This window comes from Paracoccus aminophilus JCM 7686, assembly GCF_000444995.1.
Classification (GTDB): domain Bacteria; phylum Pseudomonadota; class Alphaproteobacteria; order Rhodobacterales; family Rhodobacteraceae; genus Paracoccus; species Paracoccus aminophilus.
Map to the genome: position 1 here is coordinate 3073773 of NC_022041.1, position 26120 is coordinate 3099892.

The 26120-nt window shown below is 64.3% G+C and carries 27 protein-coding genes; 17 read left to right on the forward strand and 10 right to left on the reverse strand.

Translation table 11 applies throughout. The annotated features are described in order from the left end of the window. Positions 1–261 precede the first annotated feature (261 nt). Positions 262–1134, reverse strand: a complete 873-nt coding sequence (locus tag JCM7686_RS15045; protein WP_020951647.1) for a phosphoribulokinase — start codon at positions 1132–1134, stop codon at positions 262–264. A gap of 9 nt (positions 1135–1143) precedes the next feature. Continuing rightward, on the reverse strand, positions 1144–2118 hold the full coding sequence (locus JCM7686_RS15050; protein WP_020951648.1) for a class 1 fructose-bisphosphatase: 975 nt from the start codon (positions 2116–2118) through the stop codon (positions 1144–1146). Positions 2119–2212: 94 nt separating this feature from the next. Between JCM7686_RS15050 and cbbR the strand changes: the two genes are divergently transcribed. From cbbR to JCM7686_RS15085, 7 genes are all read left to right on the forward strand, one after another. After that, positions 2213–3139 carry a LysR family regulator CbbR gene (gene cbbR / locus JCM7686_RS15055; RefSeq protein ID WP_020951649.1) on the forward strand — a complete coding sequence of 309 codons (927 nt, stop codon included), beginning with the start codon at positions 2213–2215 and terminating at the stop codon, positions 3137–3139. A 161-nt stretch (positions 3140–3300) separates the two neighbouring features. Further along, positions 3301–4371 (forward strand): Hsp33 family molecular chaperone HslO, encoded by a 1071-nt coding sequence (hslO, locus tag JCM7686_RS15060; protein ID WP_020951650.1) that lies wholly within the window; start codon positions 3301–3303, stop codon positions 4369–4371. A 1-nt stretch (position 4372) separates the two neighbouring features. Then, positions 4373–4966, forward strand: a complete 594-nt coding sequence (locus JCM7686_RS15065) for a CoA pyrophosphatase (RefSeq protein ID WP_020951651.1) — start codon at positions 4373–4375, stop codon at positions 4964–4966. After that, on the forward strand, positions 4963–6147 hold the full coding sequence (locus JCM7686_RS15070; protein ID WP_020951652.1) for a CCA tRNA nucleotidyltransferase: 1185 nt from the start codon (positions 4963–4965) through the stop codon (positions 6145–6147). Before JCM7686_RS15065 ends, JCM7686_RS15070 begins: the two co-directional genes overlap by 4 nt. A gap of 12 nt (positions 6148–6159) precedes the next feature. After that, a complete protein-coding gene (locus JCM7686_RS15075) occupies positions 6160–8013 on the forward strand; it encodes an ABC transporter ATP-binding protein (protein ID WP_041527400.1) in 1854 nt (617 codons plus the stop codon). Then, positions 8010–9251: a class I SAM-dependent RNA methyltransferase gene (locus JCM7686_RS15080; protein WP_020951654.1), complete on the forward strand. Its 1242-nt coding sequence runs from the start codon at positions 8010–8012 to the stop codon at positions 9249–9251. Before JCM7686_RS15075 ends, JCM7686_RS15080 begins: the two co-directional genes overlap by 4 nt. A gap of 50 nt (positions 9252–9301) precedes the next feature. Continuing rightward, positions 9302–9856, forward strand: a complete 555-nt coding sequence (locus JCM7686_RS15085; protein WP_041527401.1) for a L,D-transpeptidase family protein — start codon at positions 9302–9304, stop codon at positions 9854–9856. A gap of 86 nt (positions 9857–9942) precedes the next feature. Here JCM7686_RS15085 and JCM7686_RS15090 read toward each other — a convergent pair whose 3' ends face one another. Both JCM7686_RS15090 and dalA read right to left on the reverse strand, forming a co-directional pair. Further along, a complete protein-coding gene (locus tag JCM7686_RS15090; protein WP_201769410.1) occupies positions 9943–10419 on the reverse strand; it encodes an NUDIX hydrolase in 477 nt (158 codons plus the stop codon). Positions 10420–10501: 82 nt separating this feature from the next. Further along, on the reverse strand, positions 10502–11014 hold the full coding sequence (gene dalA / locus JCM7686_RS15095) for a divisome-associated lipoprotein DalA (RefSeq protein ID WP_020951657.1): 513 nt from the start codon (positions 11012–11014) through the stop codon (positions 10502–10504). 217 nt (positions 11015–11231) lie between these two features. On the opposite strand from dalA, the gene JCM7686_RS15100 reads away from it, so the two are divergent. After that, positions 11232–11897, forward strand: coding sequence for a L,D-transpeptidase family protein (locus JCM7686_RS15100; RefSeq protein WP_020951658.1), 666 nt, complete (start codon positions 11232–11234; stop codon positions 11895–11897). A gap of 156 nt (positions 11898–12053) precedes the next feature. On the opposite strand, the gene hemH is transcribed toward JCM7686_RS15100, so the two are convergent. Together hemH and JCM7686_RS15110 are read right to left on the reverse strand one after the other, a co-directional pair. After that, positions 12054–13088, reverse strand: a complete 1035-nt coding sequence (gene hemH, locus JCM7686_RS15105; protein WP_020951659.1) for a ferrochelatase — start codon at positions 13086–13088, stop codon at positions 12054–12056. Then, a complete protein-coding gene (locus JCM7686_RS15110; protein WP_051201584.1) occupies positions 13085–13951 on the reverse strand; it encodes a methyltransferase domain-containing protein in 867 nt (288 codons plus the stop codon). The genes hemH and JCM7686_RS15110 overlap by 4 nt, the downstream gene beginning before the upstream one ends. On the opposite strand from JCM7686_RS15110, the gene JCM7686_RS15115 reads away from it, so the two are divergent. The 4 genes from JCM7686_RS15115 to JCM7686_RS15130 all read left to right on the forward strand — a co-directional run bounded on the left by JCM7686_RS15115 (position 13950) and on the right by JCM7686_RS15130 (position 16448). Next, a complete protein-coding gene (locus JCM7686_RS15115) occupies positions 13950–14708 on the forward strand; it encodes an amidophosphoribosyltransferase (protein WP_041527402.1) in 759 nt (252 codons plus the stop codon). The genes JCM7686_RS15110 and JCM7686_RS15115 overlap by 2 nt on opposite strands. Before the next feature lie 31 nt (positions 14709–14739). Further along, entirely contained in the window at positions 14740–14997 is a 258-nt protein-coding gene (grxC, locus tag JCM7686_RS15120) for a glutaredoxin 3 (RefSeq protein WP_020951662.1), read from the forward strand. A 123-nt stretch (positions 14998–15120) separates the two neighbouring features. Next, the gene (locus JCM7686_RS15125) at positions 15121–15960 is read left to right on the forward strand and encodes a carbon-nitrogen hydrolase family protein (protein ID WP_041527987.1); all 840 of its coding nucleotides are present in this window, start codon (positions 15121–15123) and stop codon (positions 15958–15960) included. Further along, a complete protein-coding gene (locus tag JCM7686_RS15130) occupies positions 15957–16448 on the forward strand; it encodes a MarR family winged helix-turn-helix transcriptional regulator (RefSeq protein WP_020951664.1) in 492 nt (163 codons plus the stop codon). The genes JCM7686_RS15125 and JCM7686_RS15130 overlap by 4 nt, the downstream gene beginning before the upstream one ends. A gap of 33 nt (positions 16449–16481) precedes the next feature. Here JCM7686_RS15130 and ubiG read toward each other — a convergent pair whose 3' ends face one another. After that, positions 16482–17234: a bifunctional 2-polyprenyl-6-hydroxyphenol methylase/3-demethylubiquinol 3-O-methyltransferase UbiG gene (gene ubiG / locus JCM7686_RS15135; protein WP_041527403.1), complete on the reverse strand. Its 753-nt coding sequence runs from the start codon at positions 17232–17234 to the stop codon at positions 16482–16484. Positions 17235–17283: 49 nt separating this feature from the next. Between ubiG and pip the strand changes: the two genes are divergently transcribed. The 5 genes from pip (at position 17284) to infB (ending at position 23915) form a co-directional block, all read left to right on the forward strand. Next, positions 17284–18252 carry a prolyl aminopeptidase gene (gene pip, locus JCM7686_RS15140; protein ID WP_041527404.1) on the forward strand — a complete coding sequence of 323 codons (969 nt, stop codon included), beginning with the start codon at positions 17284–17286 and terminating at the stop codon, positions 18250–18252. A gap of 167 nt (positions 18253–18419) precedes the next feature. Next, the gene (gene rimP / locus JCM7686_RS15145) at positions 18420–19013 is read left to right on the forward strand and encodes a ribosome maturation factor RimP (protein WP_020951667.1); all 594 of its coding nucleotides are present in this window, start codon (positions 18420–18422) and stop codon (positions 19011–19013) included. A 3-nt stretch (positions 19014–19016) separates the two neighbouring features. Continuing rightward, on the forward strand, positions 19017–20705 hold the full coding sequence (gene nusA / locus JCM7686_RS15150) for a transcription termination factor NusA (RefSeq protein WP_020951668.1): 1689 nt from the start codon (positions 19017–19019) through the stop codon (positions 20703–20705). 16 nt (positions 20706–20721) lie between these two features. Continuing rightward, positions 20722–21339, forward strand: coding sequence for an RNA-binding protein (locus JCM7686_RS15155; protein ID WP_020951669.1), 618 nt, complete (start codon positions 20722–20724; stop codon positions 21337–21339). 8 nt (positions 21340–21347) lie between these two features. Then, positions 21348–23915, forward strand: coding sequence for a translation initiation factor IF-2 (infB, locus tag JCM7686_RS15160; protein WP_041527989.1), 2568 nt, complete (start codon positions 21348–21350; stop codon positions 23913–23915). Between the two features lie 153 nt (positions 23916–24068). Here infB and JCM7686_RS25050 read toward each other — a convergent pair whose 3' ends face one another. From JCM7686_RS25050 to argJ, 3 genes are all read right to left on the reverse strand, one after another. Further along, positions 24069–24194 carry a hypothetical protein gene (locus JCM7686_RS25050; RefSeq protein ID WP_041527990.1) on the reverse strand — a complete coding sequence of 42 codons (126 nt, stop codon included), beginning with the start codon at positions 24192–24194 and terminating at the stop codon, positions 24069–24071. Positions 24195–24315: 121 nt separating this feature from the next. Beyond that, positions 24316–24714 carry an 8-oxo-dGTP diphosphatase MutT gene (gene mutT / locus JCM7686_RS15170; RefSeq protein ID WP_020951671.1) on the reverse strand — a complete coding sequence of 133 codons (399 nt, stop codon included), beginning with the start codon at positions 24712–24714 and terminating at the stop codon, positions 24316–24318. Continuing rightward, entirely contained in the window at positions 24711–26117 is a 1407-nt protein-coding gene (gene argJ / locus JCM7686_RS15175) for a bifunctional glutamate N-acetyltransferase/amino-acid acetyltransferase ArgJ (protein WP_020951672.1), read from the reverse strand. The genes mutT and argJ overlap by 4 nt, the downstream gene beginning before the upstream one ends. Between the last annotated feature and the right edge of the window lie 3 nt (positions 26118–26120).

A 26120-nucleotide genomic window follows, 5' to 3' on the forward strand; every position in this document is an offset into this window, starting at 1 on the left:
CCCCTTCAGCCCCCGTCGCGCGTCTTTCATGCCAAAATATCCTCCGGGGGTCCGGGGGCGGAAAGCCCCCGGCTTGCGCGCCACAGGAAAGCTCATCCCAAAGGCCGATCCGATTCTAGCGGCGACCGCTTTCTCGTCCCCCGCCGTCGCAGTTCTGTCCGTGCAGCGCGCCCTGCTCCCCCTCCTTAGGTCGCAGAGTTTCGCACAGCCGTGCAAAACCGCGCATCCACGTCAGCAACAGACCGCGCCAAATCCGGCGCCTCAGGCGCGCTTTGATTCGCCCACCATCCGCGCCACCAGCGGGGTCAGGATCAATTGCATGGCCAGATCCATCTTCGGCCCCGGAATCACGATCGAATTCGCGCGCGACATCCACGAGCCCTGAATCATCTGGGTGAGATAGGGAAAGTCGATGCCGCGCGGGTTTCTGAAGCGGATGACGACGAGGCTTTCGTCCGGCGTCGGGATCCAGCGCGCGGTGAAGGGGTTCGAGGTATCGACCACCGGCACGCGTTGGAAGTTGATGTCGGTTTCGGCAAATTGCGGGCAGATGACATGAACATAGTCATGCATCCTCCGCAGAATCGTATCGGTCACGGCTTCGGTCGAATAGCCCCGGCTGGCGCGGTCGCGGTGGATCTTCTGGATCCATTCCAGATTGATGACCGGCACCACCCCGATCTTGAGATCGGCCTGCCCGGCAATATCGATCCCCTCGCTGCGCACCGCGCCGTGCAGCCCCTCGTAAAAGAGCAGATCCGAATCCGGCGCGAGCTCTTCCCAAGGGGTAAACCCGCCCGGCTCGATGCCCCAGCTCTCGGCTTCCTTGTCGTCATGAATGTAATGCCGCGTCCGGCCCCGGCCCTCGGCGCCATAGCTGCGGAAGACCTCTTCGAGCAGGCCAAGTTCATTGGCGTCGATCGAGAAATGGCTGAAGGTGAAATCCCCCGCCTCCATGCGCCGCGCCAGCTCGGCTTGCATGGCCGCGCGGTCATAGCGGTGGAAGGCATCCCCCTCGATCGAGACGGCGCGCACGCCCTCGCGCCGGAAGATCTGGTCGAATGTATTCTTGATCGTGGTCGTCCCCGAGCCCGACGAGCCGGTGACCGAAATGATCGGATGTTTCTTACTCATCGTCGTCCGTCAGGCGCGGAAAAGCCCGCGATTGCCGAAAAGCGCCGAGACTTCGGTCTCGGGCAGATCGTGATAGGTGGCGACCCGGTCGACCATTTCGGACGAACCGAAGACGAAGGGGGTGCGCTCGTGAAACTGGCTGGCCTGGCCGCGCAGGACCGATTCACAGCCATCCGTCGCCCGGCCACCCGCCTGTTCAATGACAAAGGCAATCGGCGCGCATTCAAACAGCAGATGGAGCCGGCCATGTTCATTGTCCTTGCGCCGGTCGGCGGGCGAGAGATAGATCCCGCCGCGCATGAGGATGCGATGAGCCTCGGCGACAAGGTTGGCCACCCACCGCATGTTGAAATTCTGCGCCCGCGGCCCGTCCGTCCCGGCCAGACAATCATCGACATAGGCCCGCACCGGACGCGCCCAATGGCGATAATTCGAGGTGTTGATCGCGAAATCTCCCGATTCCTCGGGCAGCGCCAGACGGCATTGGATCAGCTCGAACTGCCCGGTTTCGGGGTTCAGACGATAAAGCTGGGTGCCATCGCCAAAGCTCACGACCAGCGAGGTCGACGGCCCGTAAAGCACATAGCCCGCCGCCAGGAGCTCTGAGCCCGCGCGCAGGAAGGTCCCTTCGGCATCCGCCGTCGCCCGGTAGATCGAGAAAATCGTGCCCAGCGCGAGATTGGTTTCCAACCCCGCCGCGCCATCGAGCGGCGACATCGCGACCGCAAGGCAGCCGCCCGGATTCAGCGCCAGCGTCTCGGGCTCGGCCAGCGAGGCATACCAGCGCACCCCGGCGCGCTGTAGTCCTGACTGAAACCGCGCCGCTGCCCGCTCTTCCAGCGCCGCGCCCTCGGCTTCCAACCGCTCTGGATGCCCGCCGCGCCGGATCAGCACAGCGACTTCGGCCGCAGCTGATGCAAGCTCTTCCATCACCGCTTGAAACGGCATGGGGATACGGGTCAGATAGATTGCGCTCGCCGTCATTCTCTCCTCCCAGACCAATGACTTCTGTCGAGGTTGACACGCCACGTTTTTCGCGAACATTTAAAAATGCGGAAACGGTATTCGGATAATCTGAATGGCAAGGATCGATGCGCTGACGTTACGGCAATTGCGCGCACTGCGGGCCGTGGTCGCGACGGGGACTCTCACCGCCGCCGCCCATGATCTCGGTCTCAGCCCCCCGGCCATTCACGGCCAGATCCGCTCGCTCGAGGATCTTCTGGGCAGTCCCTTGCTGCAAAAGGGCGAGCATGGCGTTTTCGTGCCGACCGCCGAGGGTCAGGCCGTGCTTGAGGCCGAGGCGCAGATCGCGATTGCGCTGGACGGCTGCGCGCGGCGGGTGGCGGCTTTGCGCAGCGGGCAAAGTGGCAGCGCGGTGCTGGGCGTCGTCTCGACCGGCAAATATTTCGCCCCCGGTCTGGTTGCACTGCTGCGCCGTCAGTTCCCCGATATCGAGGTCACCCTGCGCATTGGCAATCGCGATACGATCACCGCGGCGCTGAACGCCCGCGCGCTCGATCTTGCGATCATGGGGCGGCCGCCGCGCAATCCGCCGGTGGTGGCCCAACCCCTCGGGCCTCATCCCCATATCCTGATCGCCGCGCCCGATCATCCGCTTGCGGGCGCCGATCCCGCCATGCCCGACGAGCTTCTCGCCGAGACCTTCCTTGCCCGCGAAGAGGGCTCGGGCACGCGCATTATGATGACCCGTTTTCTCGACCGGATCGGCGATGGCCAGCCCTTCCGCGTGATCGAGATGGGCACGAATGAGACGATCAAACAGGCCGTCATCGCCGGTCTCGGGATCGCGCTGATTTCGCAGCATACAGTGACAGATGAGCTGCGCTGGGGGCGGCTGATCTCGATCCCGGCGATCGGGCTGCCGATCCAGCGCAGCTGGTATATCCTGCACCGCGAGGATGCGCAGATGACGCCTGCGACGGCGCGGCTGCATGACTACATTCTCTCGCTGCGGGGCTCGTTTCTGCCAAGCCCGCCCTGACGCCTCGGCAACAGAGACCTCGGACAAGGCCCGCGCGGACAGAGCCGTGCTCAACCTCTTGGGATTTGCGCAAGCGGCCTTATATAGGGGCCAACCTGCAACCTCCCGCAAACGAGGTCGCCCCGGCCTTCCGAGAGGCCGGCTTTTCCGAAGGACTGACCATGACCAAGATCAACCAGATCGCCTGGGACGATACGATCCTGCCGTTTCAGCTTGACCGCTCCGGTGTGCGCGGCCGCATCGCGCGCCTCGACGGCACGCTCGAGCATATTTTGTCGCGCCATCACTATCCGACCGCCGTGGGCGGTCTGGTGGCCGAGCTTGCGCTTTTGACCGCGCTGATCGGCCAGACCATGAAACTGCGCTGGAAGCTCAGCCTGCAAGTGCGCGGCAGCGGTGCCATTCGCACCCTCGCGACCGATTACTATGCCCCCGAAGCCGAGGGCGAGCCCGCACGTATCCGCGCCTGGGCGAGCTTTGACGCCGAGCGTCTGGACGAATCGGCTCCGGCTTTCGAGCAGATCGGCGACGGCTATTTCGCGGTGCTGATCGACCAAGGTCCGGGCAATACCCCCTATCAGGGGCTGACCCCGCTTGCGGGCGGCTCGCTGGCGAGCTGTGCCCAGACCTATTTCGCTCAGTCCGAGCAATTGCCGACGCGTTTCTCGCTGGAACACGGCCTCTCGCAGATCGCGGGCGATGCGCCGCGTTGGCGGGCGGGCGGCGTGATGCTGCAAACCCTGCCCGCGCAACCCATGCCCGAGGGCGAGGGCGGCAGTGGTGAAGGTGGGCTGATCCAGTCGGCGGACATCTTGCAAGGCGTCGAATCCGAGGATTGGAACCGGGCGAACTTCCTGCTCGATACGGTCGAGACGATGGAGCTGATCGGGCCTTCGGTGGCACCGACCGATCTGCTCGTGCGGCTGTTCCACGAAGAAGAGCCGCGCATCTTCGACCCTCAGGCGGTCAAATTCGGCTGCACCTGCACCGAGGACAAGGTCCGCAACACGATGTCGATCTATTCGCAGAAAGACATCACCCATATGACCACCGAAGCGGGCATCGTCACCGCCGATTGCCAGTTCTGCGGCGCGCATTACGAGCTTGACCCGAAAAGCCTTGGCTTTGAGGCGACAATCGACGCCGAGGGCAATCCGCTGCCCCCCAAAGACAGCGCCCCGCATGGCGGCGCTGTTGACCACGGCACGCCCCAGCAGGGGGCTGCCCATTAAGATGACGGATCTGCCGGTGCGCGACCGGCTCTTGCGGGCGCTTGATGTTCCGGCAGAGCCGTCTTCGGATTACGACTTCACCCCCGCCGCGACGGTGCCGGATGCGCCGTTGCGCGCGGCGGGGGTGCTCGCCGCATTCGATGCCCAGACCGGCCGGCTGATCCTGACCAAACGCTCGTCGAGCCTGCGCCACCACCCCGGCCAGATCGCGCTGCCGGGCGGCAAGGTCGATCCCGAAGACGCCGATGCCACCGCTGCCGCCTTGCGAGAGGCGCGCGAAGAGGTCGGGCTCGACCCGGCTCAGGTCGAGGTGCTGGGCCTTTTGCCGCCCCATCGCACCGTCACCGGCTTTTCCATGACCCCGGTTCTGGGCCTGATCCACGGCCCCTTCACCCCGACCCCCGAGGCAGGTGAGGTCGAAGAGGTCTTCACCGTGCCGTTCGCGCATATCGCGGGGCTCGATCATTACCGGATCGAGCGGCGGCTCTGGCGGCAGGATTGGCGCGCCTATCAGACCGTGCCTTACGGCCCCTATTTCATCTGGGGCGCAACGGCACGGGTGCTGCACTCCTTGGCCCGGCGACTGAACGCATGACAGAGCCGATTGCCCCCCCGCGCATCGACACCTCGGACCCCGATCTGCAACGGGTGTTGTTGGCCCTGAATGCGGGCGGGCATCAGGCCTATGTCGTCGGCGGCGCGGTGCGCAATGGGCTCTTGGGGCTCGCGATTGCCGATTGGGACATTTCGACCGACGCGCCCCCGGACCGCACCATCGAGCTTGGACAGGCAGCGGGGCTCAAGGCGGTTCCGACCGGGATCGAGCATGGCACGATCACGCTGATTACCAACGGCAAGCCCTTCGAGGTCACGACCTTCCGCCATGATGTCGAGACCGATGGCCGCCGCGCCATCGTCGCCTTCACCGCGAGCCTGAGCGAAGATGCGCAGCGCCGCGACTTCACCATGAACGCGCTTTACGCGCGCGCCGATGGCGCGGTCATCGACCCGGTCGGCGGCCTGCCCGATCTGGCCGCGCGTCGCTTGCGGTTCGTCGGTCACGCCCCCGATCGCATCCGCGAGGATTACCTGCGCATCCTGCGCTTCTTCCGCTTTCTCGCCCAATATGGCGACGCGGGTCAGGCCGACCGCGAGGCGCTCGCCGCCTGCGCCGATCTGGCTTCGGGCCTCGCGCAGATCTCGCAAGAGCGGATCGGGGCCGAAATGCGCAAGCTGCTGGGCGCGGCTGATCCTGCGCCCTCGCTCGCCCTGATGGCGCAGGCGGGAGTTTTGGAGGTGATCCTGCCCGGCGCCGATCCAGGCGATCTCGCCGCGCTGGTTGCGGCTGAACGCGCCGCTGGCATCGCCCCGGCATGGCCGCGCCGTCTGGCGCTTCTGCGCGCGCCTAACACGACCGAGGCGCTTCGCCTCTCGCGCGAGGAAAGCGCCCGGCAAAAGCATCTGAGCGAGGCGCCCCCCCTGCCCCTGCCGGAAGCGGCCTACCGTCTGGGTTACGATCTCGCGCTGGATCTGGCGCTGATCCGTCAGGGGCGCGGCGCGGCACTGCCTGCAGATTGGCACGCCGAAATCACCGCCGCCGCCGCCGAGACCCTGCCGCTCTCGGCCAAGGATCTCATGCCAGAGCTGCAGGGCGCCGCTCTGGGCCGGGGGTTGCAAGCTGCCGAAAAGGCATGGATAGACAACGGGTTCGCGATACCCAAGGCCGATCTGATCCGGATTGCAAGGCAGGCGACGGAACAAAGCGGCCTGAGCTGAGGTTTCAAGATGATGCATACATTTTTCGCCCGGATGATCGATGCCTTCCGTCCCGCTGAAGGCCCGCCGCCCCGGACCCTGCTCGCCTTCTTCCGCTGGTGCTTGTCCGGCGCATGGGGCGGGCTGACGGTTGCGGCGATTACCTCGGCGCTTGGCGGCATTGCTGATATCGTCTCGGCCGTGCTTCTGGGCCGTGTCGTTGATGCGGTCGTCGGCGGCACGCCCGAGACCATTCTGGGCGAGCATTTCGGCCTGATCGTCGGCTTCATCCTGTTCTTCCTTGTGATCCGCCCGGCGATCTTCGGCCTCTCGACCGCCTCATCGAGCGTCATCATCGGGCCGAACCTCTTCCCGCTCGTGCTCTCGCGGCTGCACCGCTGGACCATGGGCCATTCGGTCACCTTCTTCGACAATGATTTCGCGGGCCGCATCGCCCAGAAACAGACCCAGACCGCCCGCGCGGTCACCGATGTCGCGACCGAATTCGTGAACGTGGTGGCCTTCGCGCTGGCCTCGATCCTCGGCTCGGCGGCTTTCCTCGTGACGGTGGACGGCTGGGGCGCGGTGGCGATGATCGTCTGGCTGTTCAGCTATTTCGCGCTGATCCGCTTCTTCTTGCCGAAGATCCGCTCGCGCTCGGCCAAACGCGCCTCGGCGCGCGCCATGGTAACCGGGCAGGTCGTCGATACGATCACCAATATCAAGACGGTCAAGCTGTTTGCCCATGACGAATATGAAGACCGCGCCGCGCTTGGCGCCATGGTCGGCTTTCGCGAGCGCGCGCTGGACTTTGGCCGCGTCAGCACCTGGTTCCGCTTTTCGCTGATGCTTGTCGCGGGCGCCTTGCCGGTCGTGCTGATCGGCGGCAGCTTCATGCTGTGGCGCGACGGGCTGGCGACGGCGGGCGATATTGCCGCGGCGGGCGCGATCTCGATGCGTCTGAGCCAGATGACCGGCTGGGTCAGCATGGCGCTGATGGGGGTCTGGGGCTCGATCGGCGAGGTCGAGGACGGCATGAACACGCTCTCGCCACCCCATGCGCTGACCGACAAGCCCGGCGCGCAGGTGCTGGGCCGGGTCAAGGGTCAGATCGATTTCGACCATGTCAGCTTCGCCTATGGCCGCGAGATCGGCGGCATCGACGACGTCGATCTGCGCATTCGCCCCGGCGAGAAAATCGGCATCGTCGGCGCCTCTGGCGCGGGGAAATCGACGCTCGTCGCGCTGCTCTTGCGGCTTTACGATGTCGAGAAAGGCGCGCTGCGCATCGACGGCACCGATCTGCGCGAGGTGACGCAGGAAAGCCTGCGCCGCAATATCGCGATGGTCACGCAGGAAACCGCGATGTTCAACCGCTCGGCGCGCGACAACATCCTTTACGGCCGCCCCGATGCCAGCGACGACGAGATGATCGCCGCCGCCAAGGCCGCCGAGGCGCATGAATTCATCCTGACGCTGCAAGACCATATGGGCCGCAAGGGCTATGAGGCGCATCTGGGAGAGCGCGGCGTGAAGCTCTCGGGCGGGCAGCGCCAGCGCGTTGCTCTCGCCCGCGCTTTCCTCAAGGATTCGCCGATTCTGGTGCTGGATGAGGCGACCAGCGCACTCGACAGCGAGGTCGAAGCGCAGATCCAGGAAGCGCTCAACCGCGTCATGCGCGGCAAGACCGTGCTCGCGATTGCCCACCGCCTCTCGACCATCGCCGAGCTGGACCGCATCGTCGTTCTCGAAGCGGGCCGCATCGTCGAGGAAGGCACCCATGCCGAGCTGCTCGCGCTGAACGGCACCTATGCGCGCTATTGGAGCCGCCAGTCGGGCGGCTTCCTTGGCGTCGATGACGACGAAGCAACCGAGGCGGCAGAGTGAGCGAAGACACAATCCGGGACTGGACCGTCGAGCGGTTGGGGCGGCGTGGCGATGGCGTTGCCTTCGATGCCGCAGGTCAGCGCGCTCTGGCCGCGCGCGTCCTGCCCGGCGAGGTGATCGCGGGCGCGCCCGTCGAGGGCCGCATTGCCGATCCGAAGATCGTGACCCCCTCACCCGAGCGCATCCGCTCCGCCTGCCCGCATTACCGCGCCTGCGGCGGCTGCGCGCTCATGCATGCGAGCGACGGCTTCGTTGCCGGCTGGAAGGCCGGGCTGGTGACTTCCGCGCTCGCGGCGCAGGGCATCGTGGCCGAGGTCTCGGGCATCTCGACCTCGCCCATCCGCTCGCGCCGTCGCGCGGTGCTGTCGGGCAAGCGCACCAAGAAGGGCGCGCTCGTGGGGTTTCACGCCCGCGCCTCGGATGTCATCGTCGATTTGCAGGATTGCCTTGTCTTGCGCCCCGCCATTCAGGCCGCCCTGCCCTTCCTGCGCGAGTTGGTGACGGCTGGCGGCTCGCGTCAGGCCGAGCTTTCGATCGCGGTGACCGAGACGCCGCAGGGGCTCGATCTGGCGGTGAAGGGCGGCAAGCCGATGGAGCCCGGCCTCTTCGCGGCGCTCTCGGCCCTGAGCGAGAGCGGCGATCTTGCGCGGCTCGACTGGGACGGAGAGCCGATCACCCGCCGTCCGCCCGCGCTCACCATGGGCCGCGCGCAGGTCGTGCCGCCGCCGGGTGGCTTTCTGCAAGCGACCCGCGAGGGCGAGGCCGCGCTGGTGACTGCGGTGCGCGACATCCTGAAGGATGCCGGCCGGATCGCCGATCTTTTCGCGGGCTGCGGCACCTTCACCCTGCCTCTGGCCGAGCAGGCCGAGGTCGATGCCTTCGAAGGGCTGGCCGCGCCGCTCGCCGCGCTCGATTCGGCCTGGCGCAAGACGGCAACCCTCAAGCGAGTCGCCAGCCATGTCCGCGATCTCGCCAAACGCCCGCTGCAGCCCGATGAGCTGGCTCCTTATGACGCGATTGTGATCGACCCGCCGCGCGCTGGGGCGGAACCGCAAGCCGTCGAACTGGCGCGCTCGGGCGTTCAGCGGCTGGCCTGGGTCAGTTGCGACCCCGTGACTTTTGCAAGGGATGCGCGGATTCTGGCCGAAGGGGGCTATCAGTTGCGCCGGCTCTATGTGGTCGATCAGTTCCGCTGGTCCGCCCATGTCGAAACTGTCGCGGAATTCGCTCGTCGCTAGCGAAATCTTAAAGTTTATGGTATTTCCTGCCTCAATCACAAAAACGCAAGATGCGGGTTGGGGCAGTGCTAAATCGACTTTTCCGTGCCGTTTCGGCGCTTTTTCTCGTTGGCCTTGTGGCCAGCTGCGGCGGGGCCAAACCCGAGCCGACCAAATTCAAAAGCTATGACGGTCCGCCGGTCACCCAGATCGTCGTGAAAAAAGGCCAGCGCGAGATGTATCTCGTCAGCGGCCAGAAGGTCATCAAGAACTACAAGATTGACCTTGGCAGCCAGCCCGTTGGCGCCAAACAGTTCGAGGGCGATGGCAAGACCCCGGAAGGGCTCTATTTCATCAACCGGTTCAACCCGAACAGCCTCTACCACCTCTCGGTCGGGATCTCTTATCCGAACAATGACGACCGCGCCCGCGCCCAGATGATGGGGCTGCGTCCCGGCGGCGATATCATGATCCACGGCCTCGGCCCCTATGGCCGCGCGGCGAACCGTCCGGATTGGACGGCGGGCTGCATCGCGGTGAACGATCAGGAAATCGAAGAGATCTATGCGATGCTGGCGCGCAATGGCAACGGCACCACTGGCGTCCCGGTCTTCATCCTGCCCTGAGCAGCGCAAGGATCCAGAACACGCATCAAAGCCCCGGTTGTCGCCGGGGCTTTTTCATGGCGCGGCCTTCGCAGGGCGCGCCGCGCTCAACCGATCACGACCTCGGTCGGCGGCAGCGGGTCCGGCGCGCCATGGCGGCGGTAATCCTTGACGATGGCCGCCAACGCGACGGGCGTCACCGGCTCGATGCTGCGCGCCAGTTCGGGCAGCGGCCACCAGCGGAAAGCCTCGACGGTCTGGGCCTCGCGCAGATCGCGCAGGACCGGCGTGAAGCGGGGCGTCTCGATCAGAAAATAATCCTCGCATTGGCGCCAGCGACGCCCCGCATGACCGAGCTCATGCTCGCGCCGCCAAAGCTGCGGCCCCGGGACGACCCCGCTCAGACCAAGCTCTTCGGCAAGCTCGCGGCACAGAGCCGCCTCGCGGCTTTCGCCCGGCTCGATCCCGCCGCCCGGCGTGATCCAGAAGCGGCGCTTGTCCCAGCGCACCCGCATCAGCAGCACCTCGTCCTCGGGGGTCAGCAGGATGGCACGGACGGCGTCGCGCCGGATCAGTGAGCTCATCGGGCGTTTCTCACGGGCGTTCCTCATGAAAAGACCCGCCGCAGAGACTGCGACGGGCCGAAAAGCGGATCAGATCCAGAGATCAGCGTCCGGTGAGCAGCACCCACCAGATTTTCCCGCCCGGCTCTTGATACCAGCCGATCCCAAGCTGGGTCGCGGAAGGATCCATGATGATGTCGCGGGTGTCGCGTTCCTGCATCCAGGCGTTCAGCGTGGCGATCTCGTTTTCATAGGTTTCCGAGATATTCTCGCCGACGAGATGGCCCATGAAGCCCTGACGCTGGACGCGGTCAAGCGGCGACGAGCCGTCCGAGCCGAAATGCCAGGCGCGGTTTTGCGCCGACATGTCGCGCGCATGGGCGACGGCGGCGGCGTTCAGCTGCGGGTTGATCGTCAGCGGGCCGGCGCCAACATTGGCGCGCAGGGTGGCCACTTGGCCGATCACGCGGGTCGGAATCGCTGCCGCCTCTTTGGGGGTGATCGTGTAGGCCACCGGAATCGGTTTGCCGTCCGGCCCGAGCTGGGGCCCTGCGGCAGGCATACAGGCCGAGAGCGCCAGAGCCGACATGAGCGCCAGAATTCGAAGATTCAGCATTGAAGACTGTCCCTGATGTAGTTTGCGCCAGCCATAACGAAGCGCCTTGCCGCAATCAAACCAAAGATTGCGTGAAGGACACAGAGCATCAGAAGGATGTGGCAATGACGCCAGTTTGAATTGCACGACTCTGCGCCGCGGATTAAGGGCTGAGTGAATTCAGGCAACCCTTGCGCGAGAAGGCCGCCCAGACGGCCCGCGGAACCAGGAGCGAAACATGTCCACCCCTACCCGGTCGGCGCTGTCGCGTCGCAACTTCCTGACCTCGGCTGTCGCGGTCGGTGCCGCTTCGAGCCTTGCAGCTCCGGCCTTTGCGCAGGCGGTCGATGCCTATACCGGCCAGACGTTGCAGCAGGTCGGCCCGACCGGCGCGACCCCGGATGCGGGCCTTGTGCAATATGACACGACCAAAGACTCGCGCCACAATATCTCCAGCTTCACGATGCAGGACTGGCAGCCGCATTTCCAGAACCTGACCAATGGCGCGATTCTGGTCGATCTGACCTCGCGCGCGCTGCATTTCTGGTCGGAAGACGGCCAGACCTACCGCCTGTTCCCGACCTCGGTTCCGGTCTCGCCCGAGCTGACCCGCACCGGCCGCACCGAGATCATCAAGAAGGTCGAAGGTCCGACCTGGGCGCCGACGCCCTCGATGAAGAAAGCCAACCCGGAATGGCCGGATTTCGTCCCGGCGGGCGATCCGCTGAACCCGATGGGCACCCATGCTCTGTGGCTGAGCTGGCAGTATTACCGCATCCACGGCACCCATGACACGCGCAAGATCGGCCGCAAATCCTCGAACGGCTGCATCGGCATGTATAACGAGCACATCAAGCAGCTCTTCGGCCTGACCAAGGTCGGCACTCAGGTCGTGGTTCTCTGAGCACCAGCTCTGAGCCCAGACCATTTTGCGCTGACGACAAGGCCCCGCAAGGGGCCTTTTTGCTGCGCGTTTGACTGCGCGCAGGCCAACCGGACATGAAAAAGCCCCGAAGCCAGTCAAGCTTCGGGGCTTTTTCTCAGCCGCAGGGCCGCGTCGTCAGATCCAGCCGCCGAGGTTTTCCGCAATCAGCGCGGTCAGCATATCCATATGACCGGGATCATCGTTCAGGCAGGGAATATAGGTGAAGCTCTTGCCGCCCGCGTCCTGGAAGGCATGCTGGATCTCGCCTTGGATCTCTTCGAGCGTCTCGACGCAATCGGCCGCGAAAGCCGGAGACATGATCGCGATATCGGTGATGCCCTGCCGCGCGAGCTCGGCGACATGCTCGACCGTATAGGGCTTGAGCCATTCCTCGCGCCCAAAGACCGATTGGAAGGTCGTGTCGATGACGCCATCCGCCCAGCCCAGACGCGCTTGCAGAAGACGCGAGGTCTTCTGGCACTGGCAATAATAGGGGTCGCCTTCGAGCAGATAGCGCTTGGGCATGCCGTGATAGCTCACCACCAGCCGCTTGGGGATCACCCCGCCAAGCTTGCGCTCGACCGAACGCGCCAGCGCCTCGATATAATCGGGCCGGTCGAAATAGGCCGAGACGGTGCGCGCGGCGGGCTGCCATTTCTGGGTCATCAGCGCGCGGAAGAACTGGTCATTCGCCGTCGCCGTGGTCGCCCCCGCATATTGCGGATAGAGCGGCAGGAAGAGGATCTTCTCGCAACCCGCCTTGACCATGCTCTCGACCACATCCGGGGTCGAGGGATTGCCGTAGCGCATGCAGAACTCGACCATCACCCGATTGCCCCAGCGATTGGCGCAGCGCTCGGCGATCGCCGAGACCTGCGCCTTGGTGATCGTCATCATCGGGCTTTCATTGGCCTCGTTGTTCCAGATCGAGCGGTAATTCGCGCCCGAGGTGAAGGGCCGTTTGGTCAGGATGATGCCTTGCAGGATCGGCTGCCATTTCCACGCCGGATAGTCGATCACCCGCTTGTCGGACAGGAATTCCTTGAGATAGCGGCGCATCGACCAGTAATCGGTCGCATCGGGCGTGCCAAGATTGGCGATCAGGACCCCGATCTTCGGCTTCGGCAAGACCGGGTGATCGGCGGGGGCATTCTGGGGACGGGCTGTCACGCGTCTTTCCTCTTGCTGGCCAGAGCCTCGGACAGCGACATTTTCGCCGAGCCGGGCCGCAATGGCTTTTGCTGGTTGTCCGAGGGCGCCCATCCGGTCAGAAAAATCAGATCGAAGGTCGCAAGCACTCTGTCGGGATTGGCCGGGTCGGCATGGTCTTGGGCATAGATCTCGGCGGCGCGCAGCAAAACATCGCGGCGCGTCGGCTGGCGCAGGCGGGCGGCAAGGGCATTGGTCTCGCCCATACCCCGCAGATCTTTGGCAAGATGGAAGAAATTGCGATAGCTGACCGATTGTCTCAGGTGATCAGCCACCGGCAAAGCCAGCCCGGCGCGCGGCAAAAGCGCACCCAGATCGCGGATCTCGCCCATCGGCAGCACGCGCGGAGAGAGACCAGAGGTCACCTCGACCTCGGCGCGTGTCAGGCTGTCACGCAGCTCGCTCAGGGTCTCGCCGCCAAGCGTCGCCACCAGCAAAAGGCCGTCAGGGCGCAGCGCGCGTGCCGCTTGCACCAACTGACCGACCGGGTCCTCGGCCCAGTGGAGCGCCATCGCGTGCAGCACGAGATCATGGCTGGCTGGCTGAAGATCCAGCACGGGGCAGTCCTCGACGACCTTGGCTTCGGGCATGACCGCGCGCCAAAAATCGGGAAAACCCGTGACAATCGCCATGTCCTTAAACGGCCTATTAACCTCTGCGAGCCTATCCTGCATCTCGTCAAGGGCGACGCGGTGCAGGAAATCGACGGGCTCAGCCTGCAAGGCACGGGCGCGGCGCTGCGCGAGCGCGCTGCGGTCAACCAGCTGGCTGGCCGGGGCTTGCGAGGCAGGATTGATTTGGGGGGGGATCTGGCAGGAGGTCATGGCGGCATATCTTAAGGCGCTTCGCGACCTGATGAAAGGCGCATTGCAGCTCGTCTTTCCGCCCCAATGCATGGGCTGCGGCGATAGCGTGATCAGCGACGGGGCGCTCTGCCCGGTGTGCTGGCGCGACACCCAATTCATCACAGGCACCGCCTGTGATCGCTGCGGCGTGCCCTTGCCCAGCACTGGGGCGCCCGAGGAAAATCTGGCGCTGTCCTGTGACGATTGCCTGTCCTATGCGCGTCCGTGGCAGCAAGGGCGGGCCGCACTTGGCTATCATGGCACCGGCAAACGGCTGGTCATGATGCTCAAACATGGCGACCGGCTGGATATGGCGCCCAATCTGGGCGACTGGCTGGCCGAGGCCGCCGCGCCGCTCGTGGCCGAGGGGATGCTGGTGGTGCCCGTGCCGCTGCATCTGCGCCGTCTGGCCAAACGCAAATACAATCAGGCCGCGCTTCTGGCCGAACGGGTGGCGCGCCAGCACCAGCTAAGGCATGTCCCCACGCTTCTGGCGCGCAGCCGTCACGCGCCGCCGCAAGATCGCCGCAATTTTAGCGAGCGTTTCGCCAATCAGGCGGGCACCTTCACCGTGCCCGCCCGCCATCGCGCCTTGCTGCGCGGCCGCCCGATCCTGCTCATCGACGATGTCATGGCCTCGGGCGCGACACTAAGCGCGGCGGCAGAATGTCTGCGCGCGCATGAGTCCGGTCCGGTATCCGTCGCGGTTCTGGCACGGGCGCTCAAGGATGCCTAAATAGAGTGCAAGACTGTTCAAGGAACCCGTCATGGCCAAGATCGAGATCTATCTCACCGACACCTGCCCTTTCTGCCACCGCGCCAAGGCGCTGTTGACCGCCAAGGGCGTGCCTTTCACCGAAATCAACGTGACCGGCGACCCGGATGCGCGCGCCGCGATGACCGAACGGGCAAATGGCCGCCATACCGTGCCCCAGATCTTCATCAACAGCGAATCGATTGGCGGCAATGACCGTCTGCAGGCGCTGGAGATGCGGGGGCAACTGAACGCGCTGATCGGTCTCTGACCCGCCTGCAGGCTTGCCGAAAGCCCGCCAAAAACGCACCATGCCCGCCGGGCCGCTGCGATCCCACTGCAGCGGGCGGAACATCAGGCATGACAGCGCGAGGCGAAGATGGCGTCAGAGGTTTTGAAGGTCGGGCTGGTTCAGCTCTGTGTCAGCGACGATCCCGCGCTGAACCTGCCCGTGACCGCCGGGCTGATCCGCGAGGCCGCAGCAGCCGGGGCCGAGTTCGTCCTGACGCCCGAGGCGACCAATCTCCTCAGCCCCGACAGCGCCTGGAAAGAGCAGGTACTGCGGCACGAAAGCGAAGATCCGACGCTCGCCGCTTTGCGCGCGCTTGCGGCAGAGCTCGGAATCTGGCTGCTGATCGGCTCGCTCTCGCTGCGCGCCGAGGATCCGAGCGATCACCGTGCGCTCAACCGCAGCTTCCTGATCGCGCCCGATGGCCAGATCGCGGCGCGATATGACAAGATCCACATGTTCGATGTCACGATTTCCGAGGTCGAATCCTACCGCGAATCGGCAGGCTTCCGCCCCGGCAGTCAGGCGGTTGTGGTCAATGGTCCGGCGCCGCTTGGCCTTTCGGTCTGCTATGATGTGCGTTTCGCCTATCTCTACCGCAAGCTGGCTCAGGCGGGCGCGCGCATTCTGACCGTGCCTGCCGCCTTCAACGACACGACCGGCGCCGCCCATTGGGAGGTGCTGCTGCGCGCCCGCGCGATCGAGACCGGCTGTTTCGTGCTGGCCCCCGCCCAATGCGGCACCCATCCGACGCCGCATAGCGAAAATGCCCGCCCGCGCCGGACCTGGGGCCATTCGCTGGCGGTCGCGCCCTGGGGCGAAGTTCTCGCCGATGGCGGCACCGAGCCGGGTGTGACGCTCGTTACCCTTGACCTCGGGGCAGTGGATGGGGCACGGTCGCGTGTTCCCTCCCTTACGCATGACCGCGATTTTACAGGCCCATGACCGATTCTTCCGACACGAAATCCCGTGCCGTCTCTTCCAGCGCCGCATCCACCGATGCGTTGGCCGCAAGCCTGTTCTCTGAGGTTTTCATCGCCGACCAACTCGCCCGCGAGCTGGTCTCGCGCGCTTTGCCGGGAGGGATGCGGATTTCGCATTTCTCGGTTTTGAACCTGCTCGCCCATCTCAATGTCGAGCGCACCCCAGCCGAGCTGGCCGAAGCGTTTCACGTCACCCGCGGCGCGATGACCAATACACTGTCGAAGCTGGAATGGGCCGGGCATATCCACATCCGGCCTGATTGGGACGATGCGCGGCGCAAGCTTGTGTCGATCAGCCCGGCGGGCCGCGCCGCGCGCGATGCGGCGCTGACCGCGCTGATGCCGCAGATCGCCGATGTCGTGCGCGATGTCGGAGCCGATCAGATCCGCGCCACGCTGCCCGTGTTGCGCATGTTGCGCAAACGGCTTGAGGAGGCGCAAACGCCCTGAACAAACGCCCTGAGCGGGCGTCAGGCCGAGCCCTTACGCAGCGCGCAAAGCCGTCAGCGCATAGTTCACCGAAAGATCGCGCGCCGAGAGCGACCAGCTCCAGCCGAGCGGATTGAAGACCATGCCGGTGCGATCGACCGGCACCAGACCCGCGCCTTCCGACATGCCCGACAGCTCGTCCGGGGTGATGAAGCGGCGCCAGTCATGCGTGCCCTTGGGCAGCCAGCGCATCACCCATTCCGCGCCGATAATCGCCGCGCCAAAGCTTTTCGCGGTCCGATTCAGCGTCGAGATCACCGCCATGCCGCCCGGACGCAGAAGGTCGTGGCAGGTCTGGATGAAGGCCGCCGGATCGGCGACATGCTCGACGATTTCGAGCGCCACCACCACATCGAACTGGCGGCCCTCGGCCAGCAGGGATTCGGCGGTGACATTGAGATATTCGATGTCGAGCCCCTGCTCTTCGGCGTGAAGCGAGGCCACCGCGATATTGCCCGGCGCGGCATCCGCCCCGGTTACGCTGGCACCGAGCCGCGCCAAAGGTTCCGAAATCAGCCCGCCGCCGCAACCGATATCCAATACGCGCAGCCCCTCGAAGGGGCGCGGCATCCGGCGGTCCAGCGTGAATTCGGTGGCGATCTGGGTCACGACATAGTCGAGCCGCGTCGGATTGAGCATATGCAGCGGCTTGAACTTGCCCTGCGGATCCCACCAATCCCGGGCCATCGCCTGGAATTTGGCGACCTCAGCCGGGTCGATGCTGCTGTTAATCTCGGACGGGTTCATCTTGCGGTCCTTGTTGTGGCAAGTGCGCTTGGCGTTCTATAGTCGTGCCATGGACAGATTGGCAGGGCAAATCGGAGGCTTTCCCTCGCAGGGGAAATTGCACCCGCAGGTCGAACCCTATGACCGGCGGATGATCGCAGTTGGCGAGGGGCATGAGCTTTATCTCGAGCAATGCGGCAACCCCGACGGGCCCGCAGTCATCGTGCTTCACGGCGGGCCGGGCGGCGGGTGCAGCCCGTTCATGCGGCGGTTTTTCGACCCCGCGCATTACCGCACGGTGCTGTTTGACCAGCGCGGCTGCGGACGCTCGCAGCCGCATGCGGAAATCTACGCCAATACGACGCAGCATCTCATCGCCGACATCGAAAAGATCCGGGCCGAGCTTGGCATCGAGCGCGCGATCCTTTTTGGCGGCAGCTGGGGCGCGACGCTGGCGCTGGCCTATGCCGAGACCCACCCCGAGGCAGTTGCGGCACTGGTTCTGCGTGGGGTCTTTCTGGGGACCAAGCGGGAGCTCAACTGGTTTTATGGTGGCGGCGCCGCGCAGTTCTTTCCCGACCGTTGGGCGCAGTTCATCGCGCCGATCCCCGAAAGCGAGCAAGATGATCTGATCGCGGCCTATCACCGCCGCCTCTTTTGCGACGACCGCGCCCGCGAGCTGCGCTTTGCCCAGCCCTGGGTCACTTGGGAGAACTCGCTGGCCGCGCTCGATATTCTCAGCCCCGGCAATGCGCCGCCCGAATATGCCCGCGCCTTCGCCCGGCTCGAATGCCATTACTTCGCACATGGCTGCTTTCTCGACGAGGGCCAGCTTCTGCGTGACCGCGCCCGCATCGCCGATATCCCGACGGTGATCGTGCAGGGCCGCTATGATATGGTCTGCCCGCCCGCCTCGGCCTGGGAGCTGGCGAAGGGCTGGTCGAATTGCGATCTGCGGCTGGTGCCCGCCTCGGGACATGCCCTCTCCGAGCCGCGAATCGTCAGCGAGCTGGTGCGAATCATGGACAGTTGGCGCTAATGCAAGCCGCGCCGATTTCATGCCCTTAGGCCGAATTTGCGCTTTTCCTTGCATTTCGCGAAAACCTCGCCTATATCCTCGTCAACACAGCGGCGCAGGCTTCCACCCCCTGCCCAACCGGGAAGACGCACGGGCCGCAAGGGCCCGTTTTTTATTTTGGAGGTGACATGTCCGATCTCGTCGCCAAGACAGCCATCGACCGGCGTCTGGCCGAAATCATCCAGCCGGTCATCGAGGATCTCGGCTTCGAGCTCGTTCGCGTTCGCCTGCAAGGCGGCAAGACGGCCACGCTGCAGATCATGGCCGACCGCCCCGAAGGGGGGATCAACGTTGACGACTGCGCGGATATTTCCACGGCGGTCAGCGCGACGCTGGATGTCGAGGACCCGCTCGAAGACCCCTATCATCTCGAGGTTTCGAGCCCGGGCATCGACCGGCCGCTGACCCGGCTCAAAGACTTCGAAACCTTCGAAGGCTATGAGGTTCGGATCGAAACGAATCAGCCCATCGACGGGCGCAAGCGCTTCAAGGGCATGCTTGCGGGCGTCGAGGGTGAGGAAGTGCTGATCAATGTCGAAGAAGGCACGATCGGGCTGAACTTCGACCTGCTCAGCGATGCCAAGCTTCTCCTGACGGATGAGCTGATCGCTGAGATGCTGCGCCAGAAAAAAGAAGCGGGGGTCGAGATCGACAATCTCGACGAAGCCGCTTTCGACGACATCGAAACCGATCCCGGCGAAGCCGGCGACGCGAAGGAGTGAGCAATGGCAATCACCTCTGCCAACCAGCTTGAACTGCTGCAGACGGCCGAAGCCGTCGCCCGCGAGAAGATGATCGAGCCCGATCTGGTGATCGAGGCGATGGAGGACAGCCTCGCGCGCGCCGCCAAATCGCGCTACGGCTCGGAGATGGACATCCGCGTCCGCATCGACCGCAAGAACGGCAATGCCACTTTCACCCGCGTCCGCACCGTGGTCGAGGACGATCTGCTGGAAAACTACCAAGCCCAGCTTACCGTCGTGCAAGCCAAACCCTATTTCGAGAAGCAGAAAAGCCTCGAAAGCTATTGGACCCGCGACGGCGAAAGACTGGACAGCTTTGTCGGTGGCCCGCAGGTCGGCGACGTTTTCCAAGAGCAGGTGCCCCCGGTCGAGCTGGGCCGCATCGCCGCGCAATCGGCCAAACAGGTCATTTTGCAGCGCGTGCGCGAAGCCGAACGTGACCGCCAATACGAAGAATTCCGCGACCGCGCCGGCACGATCATCAACGGCGTCGTCAAGCGCGAAGAATACGGCAATATCATTGTCGACGTGGGCCGTGGCGAAGCCATCCTGCGCCGCAACGAAAAGATCGGCCGCGAAAGCTATCGCCCGAACGACCGCATTCGCGCCTATGTGAAAGACGTGCGTCGCGAGACCCGTGGGCCGCAGATCTTCCTGTCGCGCACCGATCCGCAGTTCATGGCCGAGCTCTTCAAGATGGAAGTGCCGGAGATCTATGACGGCGTGATCGAGATCAAGGCCTGCGCCCGCGATCCGGGGTCGCGCGCCAAGATCGCCGTGATTTCCTATGACAACTCGATCGACCCGGTCGGCGCTTGCGTCGGGATGCGCGGCTCGCGCGTGCAGGCGGTTGTCGGCGAGCTGCAGGGTGAAAAGATCGACATCATTCCGTGGTCGGACGATCAGGCCACCTTCCTTGTGAACGCGCTCCAGCCTGCCGAAGTCGCGAAAGTCGTCTTTGACGAGGATGCGACCCGGATCGAGGTTGTGGTCCCCGATGAGCAGCTGTCGCTGGCCATTGGCCGTCGCGGTCAGAACGTGCGTCTGGCCAGCCAGCTCACCGGTCTCGACATCGACATTCTGACCGAGGAAGAAGAATCCAAACGCCGTCAGGCCGAGTTCAACGCCCGCACGCAGCTGTTCGTGCAAGCGCTTGACCTTGATGAGTTCTTCGCACAGCTTCTCGTCGCCGAAGGCTTCACCAACCTTGACGAGGTCGCCTATGTCGATCTTGACGAGCTGCTGGCAATCGAGGGCGTGGACGAATCCACCGCCTCCGAGCTTCAGACCCGTGCGCGCGAACATATCGAAGCGGCCAACAAAGCCGCGCTGGATGCCGCCCGTGCTTTGGGTGCGGAAGACAGCCTGATTGAATTCGAAGGCCTCACTCCCCAGATGGTGGAGGCGCTGGCCAAGGACGACGTCAAGACGCTCGAAGATTTCGCGACCCTTGCGGATTGGGAAATCGCTGGCGGCTGGACGACCGAAAACGGTCAACGCAAGAAAGATGAAGGCGTTCTCGAGCCCTTCGGTGTCAGCCTTGATGATGCGCAAACCATGGTCATGACCGCGCGCGTCATGCTGGGCTGGGTCGATCCGACCGAATCCGAAGCCGAAGTCGAGGCTGATGCCGCGACCGAAGGCGACGCAGATGAGGAGGCCGGGGTGTAACGCCCCGGGAGACTGAATGACACGCGGGGGCCGTATCAAGGACCGCGAGACGCCCGAACGGCGCTGCATCGTCACCGCAGAGGTGCAGCCCAAAACTGGGCTGATCCGCTTCGTCGCGGACCCCGATGGAGAAGTCGTTCCCGATCTTGCAGAAAAATTGCCCGGCCGGGGCTTCTGGGTCACGGCCGATCGTAGTATATTAATGAAGGCGATGGCCAAGGGGCTCTTCTCGCGAGGCGCGAAAGCTCCGGTCACCGCTCCCGACGATCTTCTGGACATGATCGAGACAGGACTCGCAAAGCGCGTCGTTGAACAGGTCTCTCTCGCCAGAAAAGCAGGCAATGCGGTCGCGGGTTTCGAAAAGGTGAAGGACTGGCTGGCCACAGGGCGGGCGAAAGTTCTTCTACAAGCTTCAGACGGGTCAGACCGCGGCAAAGGAAAGCTGTGGACGCCCGAAGGCGGGCGCTGGTTTGGCTGCCTGACTGCATCAGAATTGGGTTTGTCCTTTGGCCGCGATCATGTCATACACAGCGCGCTTGCGCCGGGGGGCCTGACCAAAAACGTGATCAGGGACGCAAGCAGACTTTCAGGTCTGCGCGGGCATGACGGCGGGACTTCTGCCGGGAAGGAATGAAGATCGGAATGAGCGATACTGACGGAAAGAAACCCCTGGGTCTTGGTGGCGGCGCTGGCCGTTCGGGTAGTGTGAAGCAGAGCTTCAGCCACGGCCGGACCCATAATGTGGTTGTCGAAACCAAGCGCAAGCGCGTTGTCGTGCCGGGCAAACCCGGTGCGGCAGGCGGCTCGTCCCGTTCTGGCTCGGGTGGTCCTATCTCGGGCGATCCTTCGAAACGCCCGGCGGGGATTTCGGATGCCGAGATGGAGCGCCGTCTGGCCGCTCTGCGCGCGGCCAAGCAGCGTGAGGTCGAAGAGGCCGCACAGCGCATCGCCGATGAAAAGGCCCGCGAAGAAGAGCGCGAGCGTCGCCGTGCCGAGCTCGAAGCCAAAGAGCGCGAAGAGCGCGAGCGCGTCGAAGCTCTGCGCCTGAAGGAAGAAGAGGACGCTCGCCGCGCCCGCGAAGCCGAGGTTCGTGCCCAAAAGCGCGAAGAAACCCGTGCCAAGCCGGTCGCCGAGCCTGTTCGCACCACGCCCGCAGACCGCGCGGCAGCCGAAGCCGCAGCTGCGCGCGCCGAGACCAAAGGGGTTTCCTCGACCGGTCCGCGCGCCAAGACCGAGCGTGACCGCGGCAGCGAAGACCGCGATGCCCGCAATGCCAACAACCGCAATCCGGGCGCAGGCCGTGACGACAGCCGCCGCACCGGCAAGCTGTCGCTGACCCAGGCTCTGGGTGACGGTGAAGGCGGTCGCCAGCGCTCGCTCGCGGCGATGAAGCGCAAGCAGGAAAAAGCCCGCCAAAAGGCGATGGGCGGCATGACCAAAGCTGAAAAGCAGGTTCGTGACGTTCAGCTGCCCGAAGCCATCGTGGTTTCGGAACTGGCGAACCGGATGGCCGAGCGTACGCCCGATGTCATCAAATCGCTCATGAAAATGGGCATGATGGTGACGGCAAACCAAACCATCGACGCCGACACCGCCGAGCTCGTGATTCAAGAATTCGGCCATAAGGCGATTCGCGTTTCGGATTCGGACGTCGAACAGGTCATCGAACAGGCCGCAGACCGCGAAGAGGATCTGCAGTCGCGTCCGCCGATCATCACGATCATGGGCCACGTCGACCACGGCAAGACCTCGCTGCTCGATGCGATCCGCAACGCCAACGTCGTTTCGGGCGAAGCGGGCGGCATCACGCAGCATATCGGCGCCTATCAGGTGACGGCGAAGAACGGCGCTCTGCTGACCTTCCTCGACACCCCCGGCCACGCCGCCTTCACCTCGATGCGCGCTCGTGGTGCTCAGGTGACGGATATCGTCGTGCTGGTCGTTGCCGCCGATGACGCGGTCATGCCCCAGACGGTCGAGGCGATTAACCACGCCAAAGCCGCCAATGTGCCGATGATCGTCGCGATCAACAAAATCGACAAACCTGCGGCCAACCCGCAGAAAGTCCGCACCGACCTGCTTCAGCACGGCATTGTCGTCGAAGAAATGTCGGGCGACGTTCAGGATGTCGAGATTTCGGCCAAAACCGGCCTTGGTCTTGACGAACTGCTTGAGGCGATCTCGCTTCAGGCCGAAATCCTCGAACTCAAAGCCAACCCGGACCGTCCGGCTCTGGGCGCGGTGATCGAAGCCCAGCTCGACGTTGGTCGCGGCCCGGTGGCAACGGTGCTCGTTCAGAACGGCTCGCTCAAGCGCGGGGATATCTTTGTGGTCGGCGAGCAGTGGGGCAAGGTCCGCGCGCTCATCAACGACAAAGGCGATCGCATTGACGAAGCCGGTCCTTCGGTTCCGGTCGAGGTTCTTGGCCTGAACGGCACCCCGGAAGCAGGCGACGTGCTCAACGTTGTCGAAACCGAGGCGCAGGCGCGCGAGATTGCGGATTATCGCATCCAGCAGACCAAAGACAAACGCGCTGCCGCCGGTGCCGCGATCACGCTCGACCAGCTGATGGCCAAGGCCAAAGCCGATCAGAACGTGGCCGAGCTTCCGGTTCTGGTCAAAGCCGATGTGCAGGGTTCTGCCGAGGCGATCGTCCAGGCGCTGGAAAAGATCGGCAACGACGAGGTGCGTGTGCGCGTCCTGCATTCGGGCGTCGGCGCAATCACCGAATCGGATATCGGTCTGGCCGAGGCTTCGGGCGCTCCGGTGATCGGCTTCAACGTCCGCGCCAATGCTCCGGCTCGCAATGCTGCGAACCAGAAGGGCGTCGAGATCCGCTATTATTCGATCATCTACGATCTCGTCGATGATGTGAAAAAAGCGGCCTCGGGTCTGCTGTCGGCCGAGGTGCGCGAGCATTTCATCGGCTATGCGCAGATCCGCGAAGTCTTCCGCGTCTCGGGCGTCGGCAATGTCGCTGGCTGTCTGGTCACCGAAGGCATTGCGCGCCGCTCGGCCGGTGTGCGTCTTCTGCGCGACAACGTGGTTATCCACGAAGGCACGCTCAAGACGCTCAAGCGCTTCAAGGACGAGGTCAAGGAAGTGCAATCCGGTCAGGAATGCGGCATGGCCTTCGAGAATTACGACGACGTTCGCAAAGGCGATGTCATCGAGATCTTCGAGCGCGAGGAAGTCCAGCGTCAGCTGTGATTCCCGTCTCAGGACCGACAAAAGGGCGCCTCCGGGCGCCCTTTTTCATGCCTATATCACGGCGTCTGGATGCCCCGCCCGAGCGCATAGAAAAGGGGCGCGGCCTTTGCGGCTGCGCCCCCGATCCATGCTCATCTCACTGTCTTGCGAGAATCAGGCGACCGGCTTGCCCTCATAGGTCTTTGTGCCAACCCGAACGACGATGTTTCCATTGGAAACCTGACGCTCGAAAAGCCCTTGGACTGAAATACAGCTGCCGATTGTGATCGTGCGAATCATGTCCATTCTCCTCCATCTCCATTGCCTCAATTTCTTCATATTTCCGCAGAGATGTTAAGGAAGAATGCGTTTCTTTCTCTGGTTGCGCAACTAAAGTACAAGAGCGGCGCGAAATGTTACGTTAAAGCCACTCTCGCAGAATGGGGATCAGCGGCACATCCGCGGGCGGCATCTCGTAATCCGTGAGATCCTGTCCACGCACCCATGCCAGTTTCTGCCCTTCGCGCGGCTGCGCAATGCCCTCCCAGCGCCGACAGGCGTAAAGCGGCATGAGCAGGTGGAAGTCCTCATAGGTGTGGCTGGCGAAGGTCAGCGGCGCGAGGCACGAGGCCCAGGTGTCGATGCCGAGCTCTTCCTGAAGCTCGCGGATCAGCGCCTGTTCGGGCGTCTCTCCGGGATCGACCTTGCCGCCGGGAAATTCCCAGAGCCCGGCGAGCGATTTGCCCTCCGGTCTCTGGGCCAGCAGCACCCGGCCGTCCGCGTCGATCAGCGCGACGGCCGCGACAAGCAGGATCCTCACGAACGATAATCCGCGTTGATGTCGATGTAGCGATGGGTGAGATCGCAGGTCCAGACCGTCTTCGCCGCCGAGCCGAGACCCAGATCGACGCCGATCTGCAACTCGGGCCGCTTCATATAGGCGCTGGCCTTGGCCTCGTCATAGTCCGGCGAGCGCCAGCCCTTCTCGGCCAGAACCATGTCGCCGAAGCGGATGGTCAGCTTATCACGATCCGCCTGCGCGCCCGATTTGCCGACCGCCATAACAACGCGGCCCCAGTTGGCATCCTCGCCCGCGATCGCGGTCTTGACGAGCGGCGAATTGGCAATCGCCATCGCCACCTTATGCGCATCGAGCTTGGTCGCCGCACCGGTGACCTTGACCTCGACGAATTTCGTCGCGCCCTCGCCGTCGCGCACCACCTGCTGTGCGAGATCGAGCATGACCGCCTTCAGCGCCTTGGTGAAATCGCGCGCGACCTTGCCGCGCATATCGGTGATCGCAGCTGCCGGTGACTTGCCGGTCGCCGCGACGATCAGCGCATCCGAGGTCGAGGTGTCGCTGTCCACGGTGATCGCGTTGAAGGTCTGGTCAAGCAGACGCGAGACGATCTTTTGCAGCGCATCCGGCGCGATTTTCGCATCGGTGAAGATATAGACCAGCATCGTCGCCATATCCGGCGCGATCATCCCCGAGCCCTTGGCAATGCCCGCGATCCGGATCGGACCGCCCTCGCCCTCGATCTCGGCCGCAGCACCTTTCGGGAAGGTGTCGGTGGTCATGATCGCCTCGGCGGCCTCGTCGATCCCCTCGGCGTCGAGCTTGCCCGCCAGCGCGCCCACGATCGCCGTGATGCGGTCATGCGGCAGCGGCTCGCCGATCACGCCGGTCGAGGACGAGAAGACGCGGCTGCGCGGCATCCCAAGCTTGTCGGCCACCGCGCCCGTCACCGCATCGACCGAGGCCTGCCCGGCGGCGCCGGTGAAGGCATTGGCATTGCCCGAGTTCACGATGATCGCGGCCCCGGTGCTGTCGTCCTGCTTGCCCGCAAGCTTGGCCTGACAGTCGAGCACGCTGGCCGCGCGGGTCGAGGATTTGGTGAAGCCACCCGCAATCGCCGTGCCCGGCGCAAGACGGACCAGCATGACATCGGTCCGGCCCTTGTATTTGACGCCCGCCGCCCCTGCGGCGAATTCGGCGCCCTCGATCACCGGCAGCGCCGGGAAGGTCACCGGCGCCAGCGGCGAAATGATCTTCGCCTTGGCGGTCGGGATCTTGGCCGCAGCAGACGAAGCGGCGCCCGAAGGCGTCGCCTGAGCCACAACCTCGTCATGGGCACTTTGCAGCTTTTTCAGCTTTTTCTTCAGCGTCTTGACCTTGTCCGCATCCGACGGCTTCTTCGACTTCTTTTCACTTTTGGCCATGGT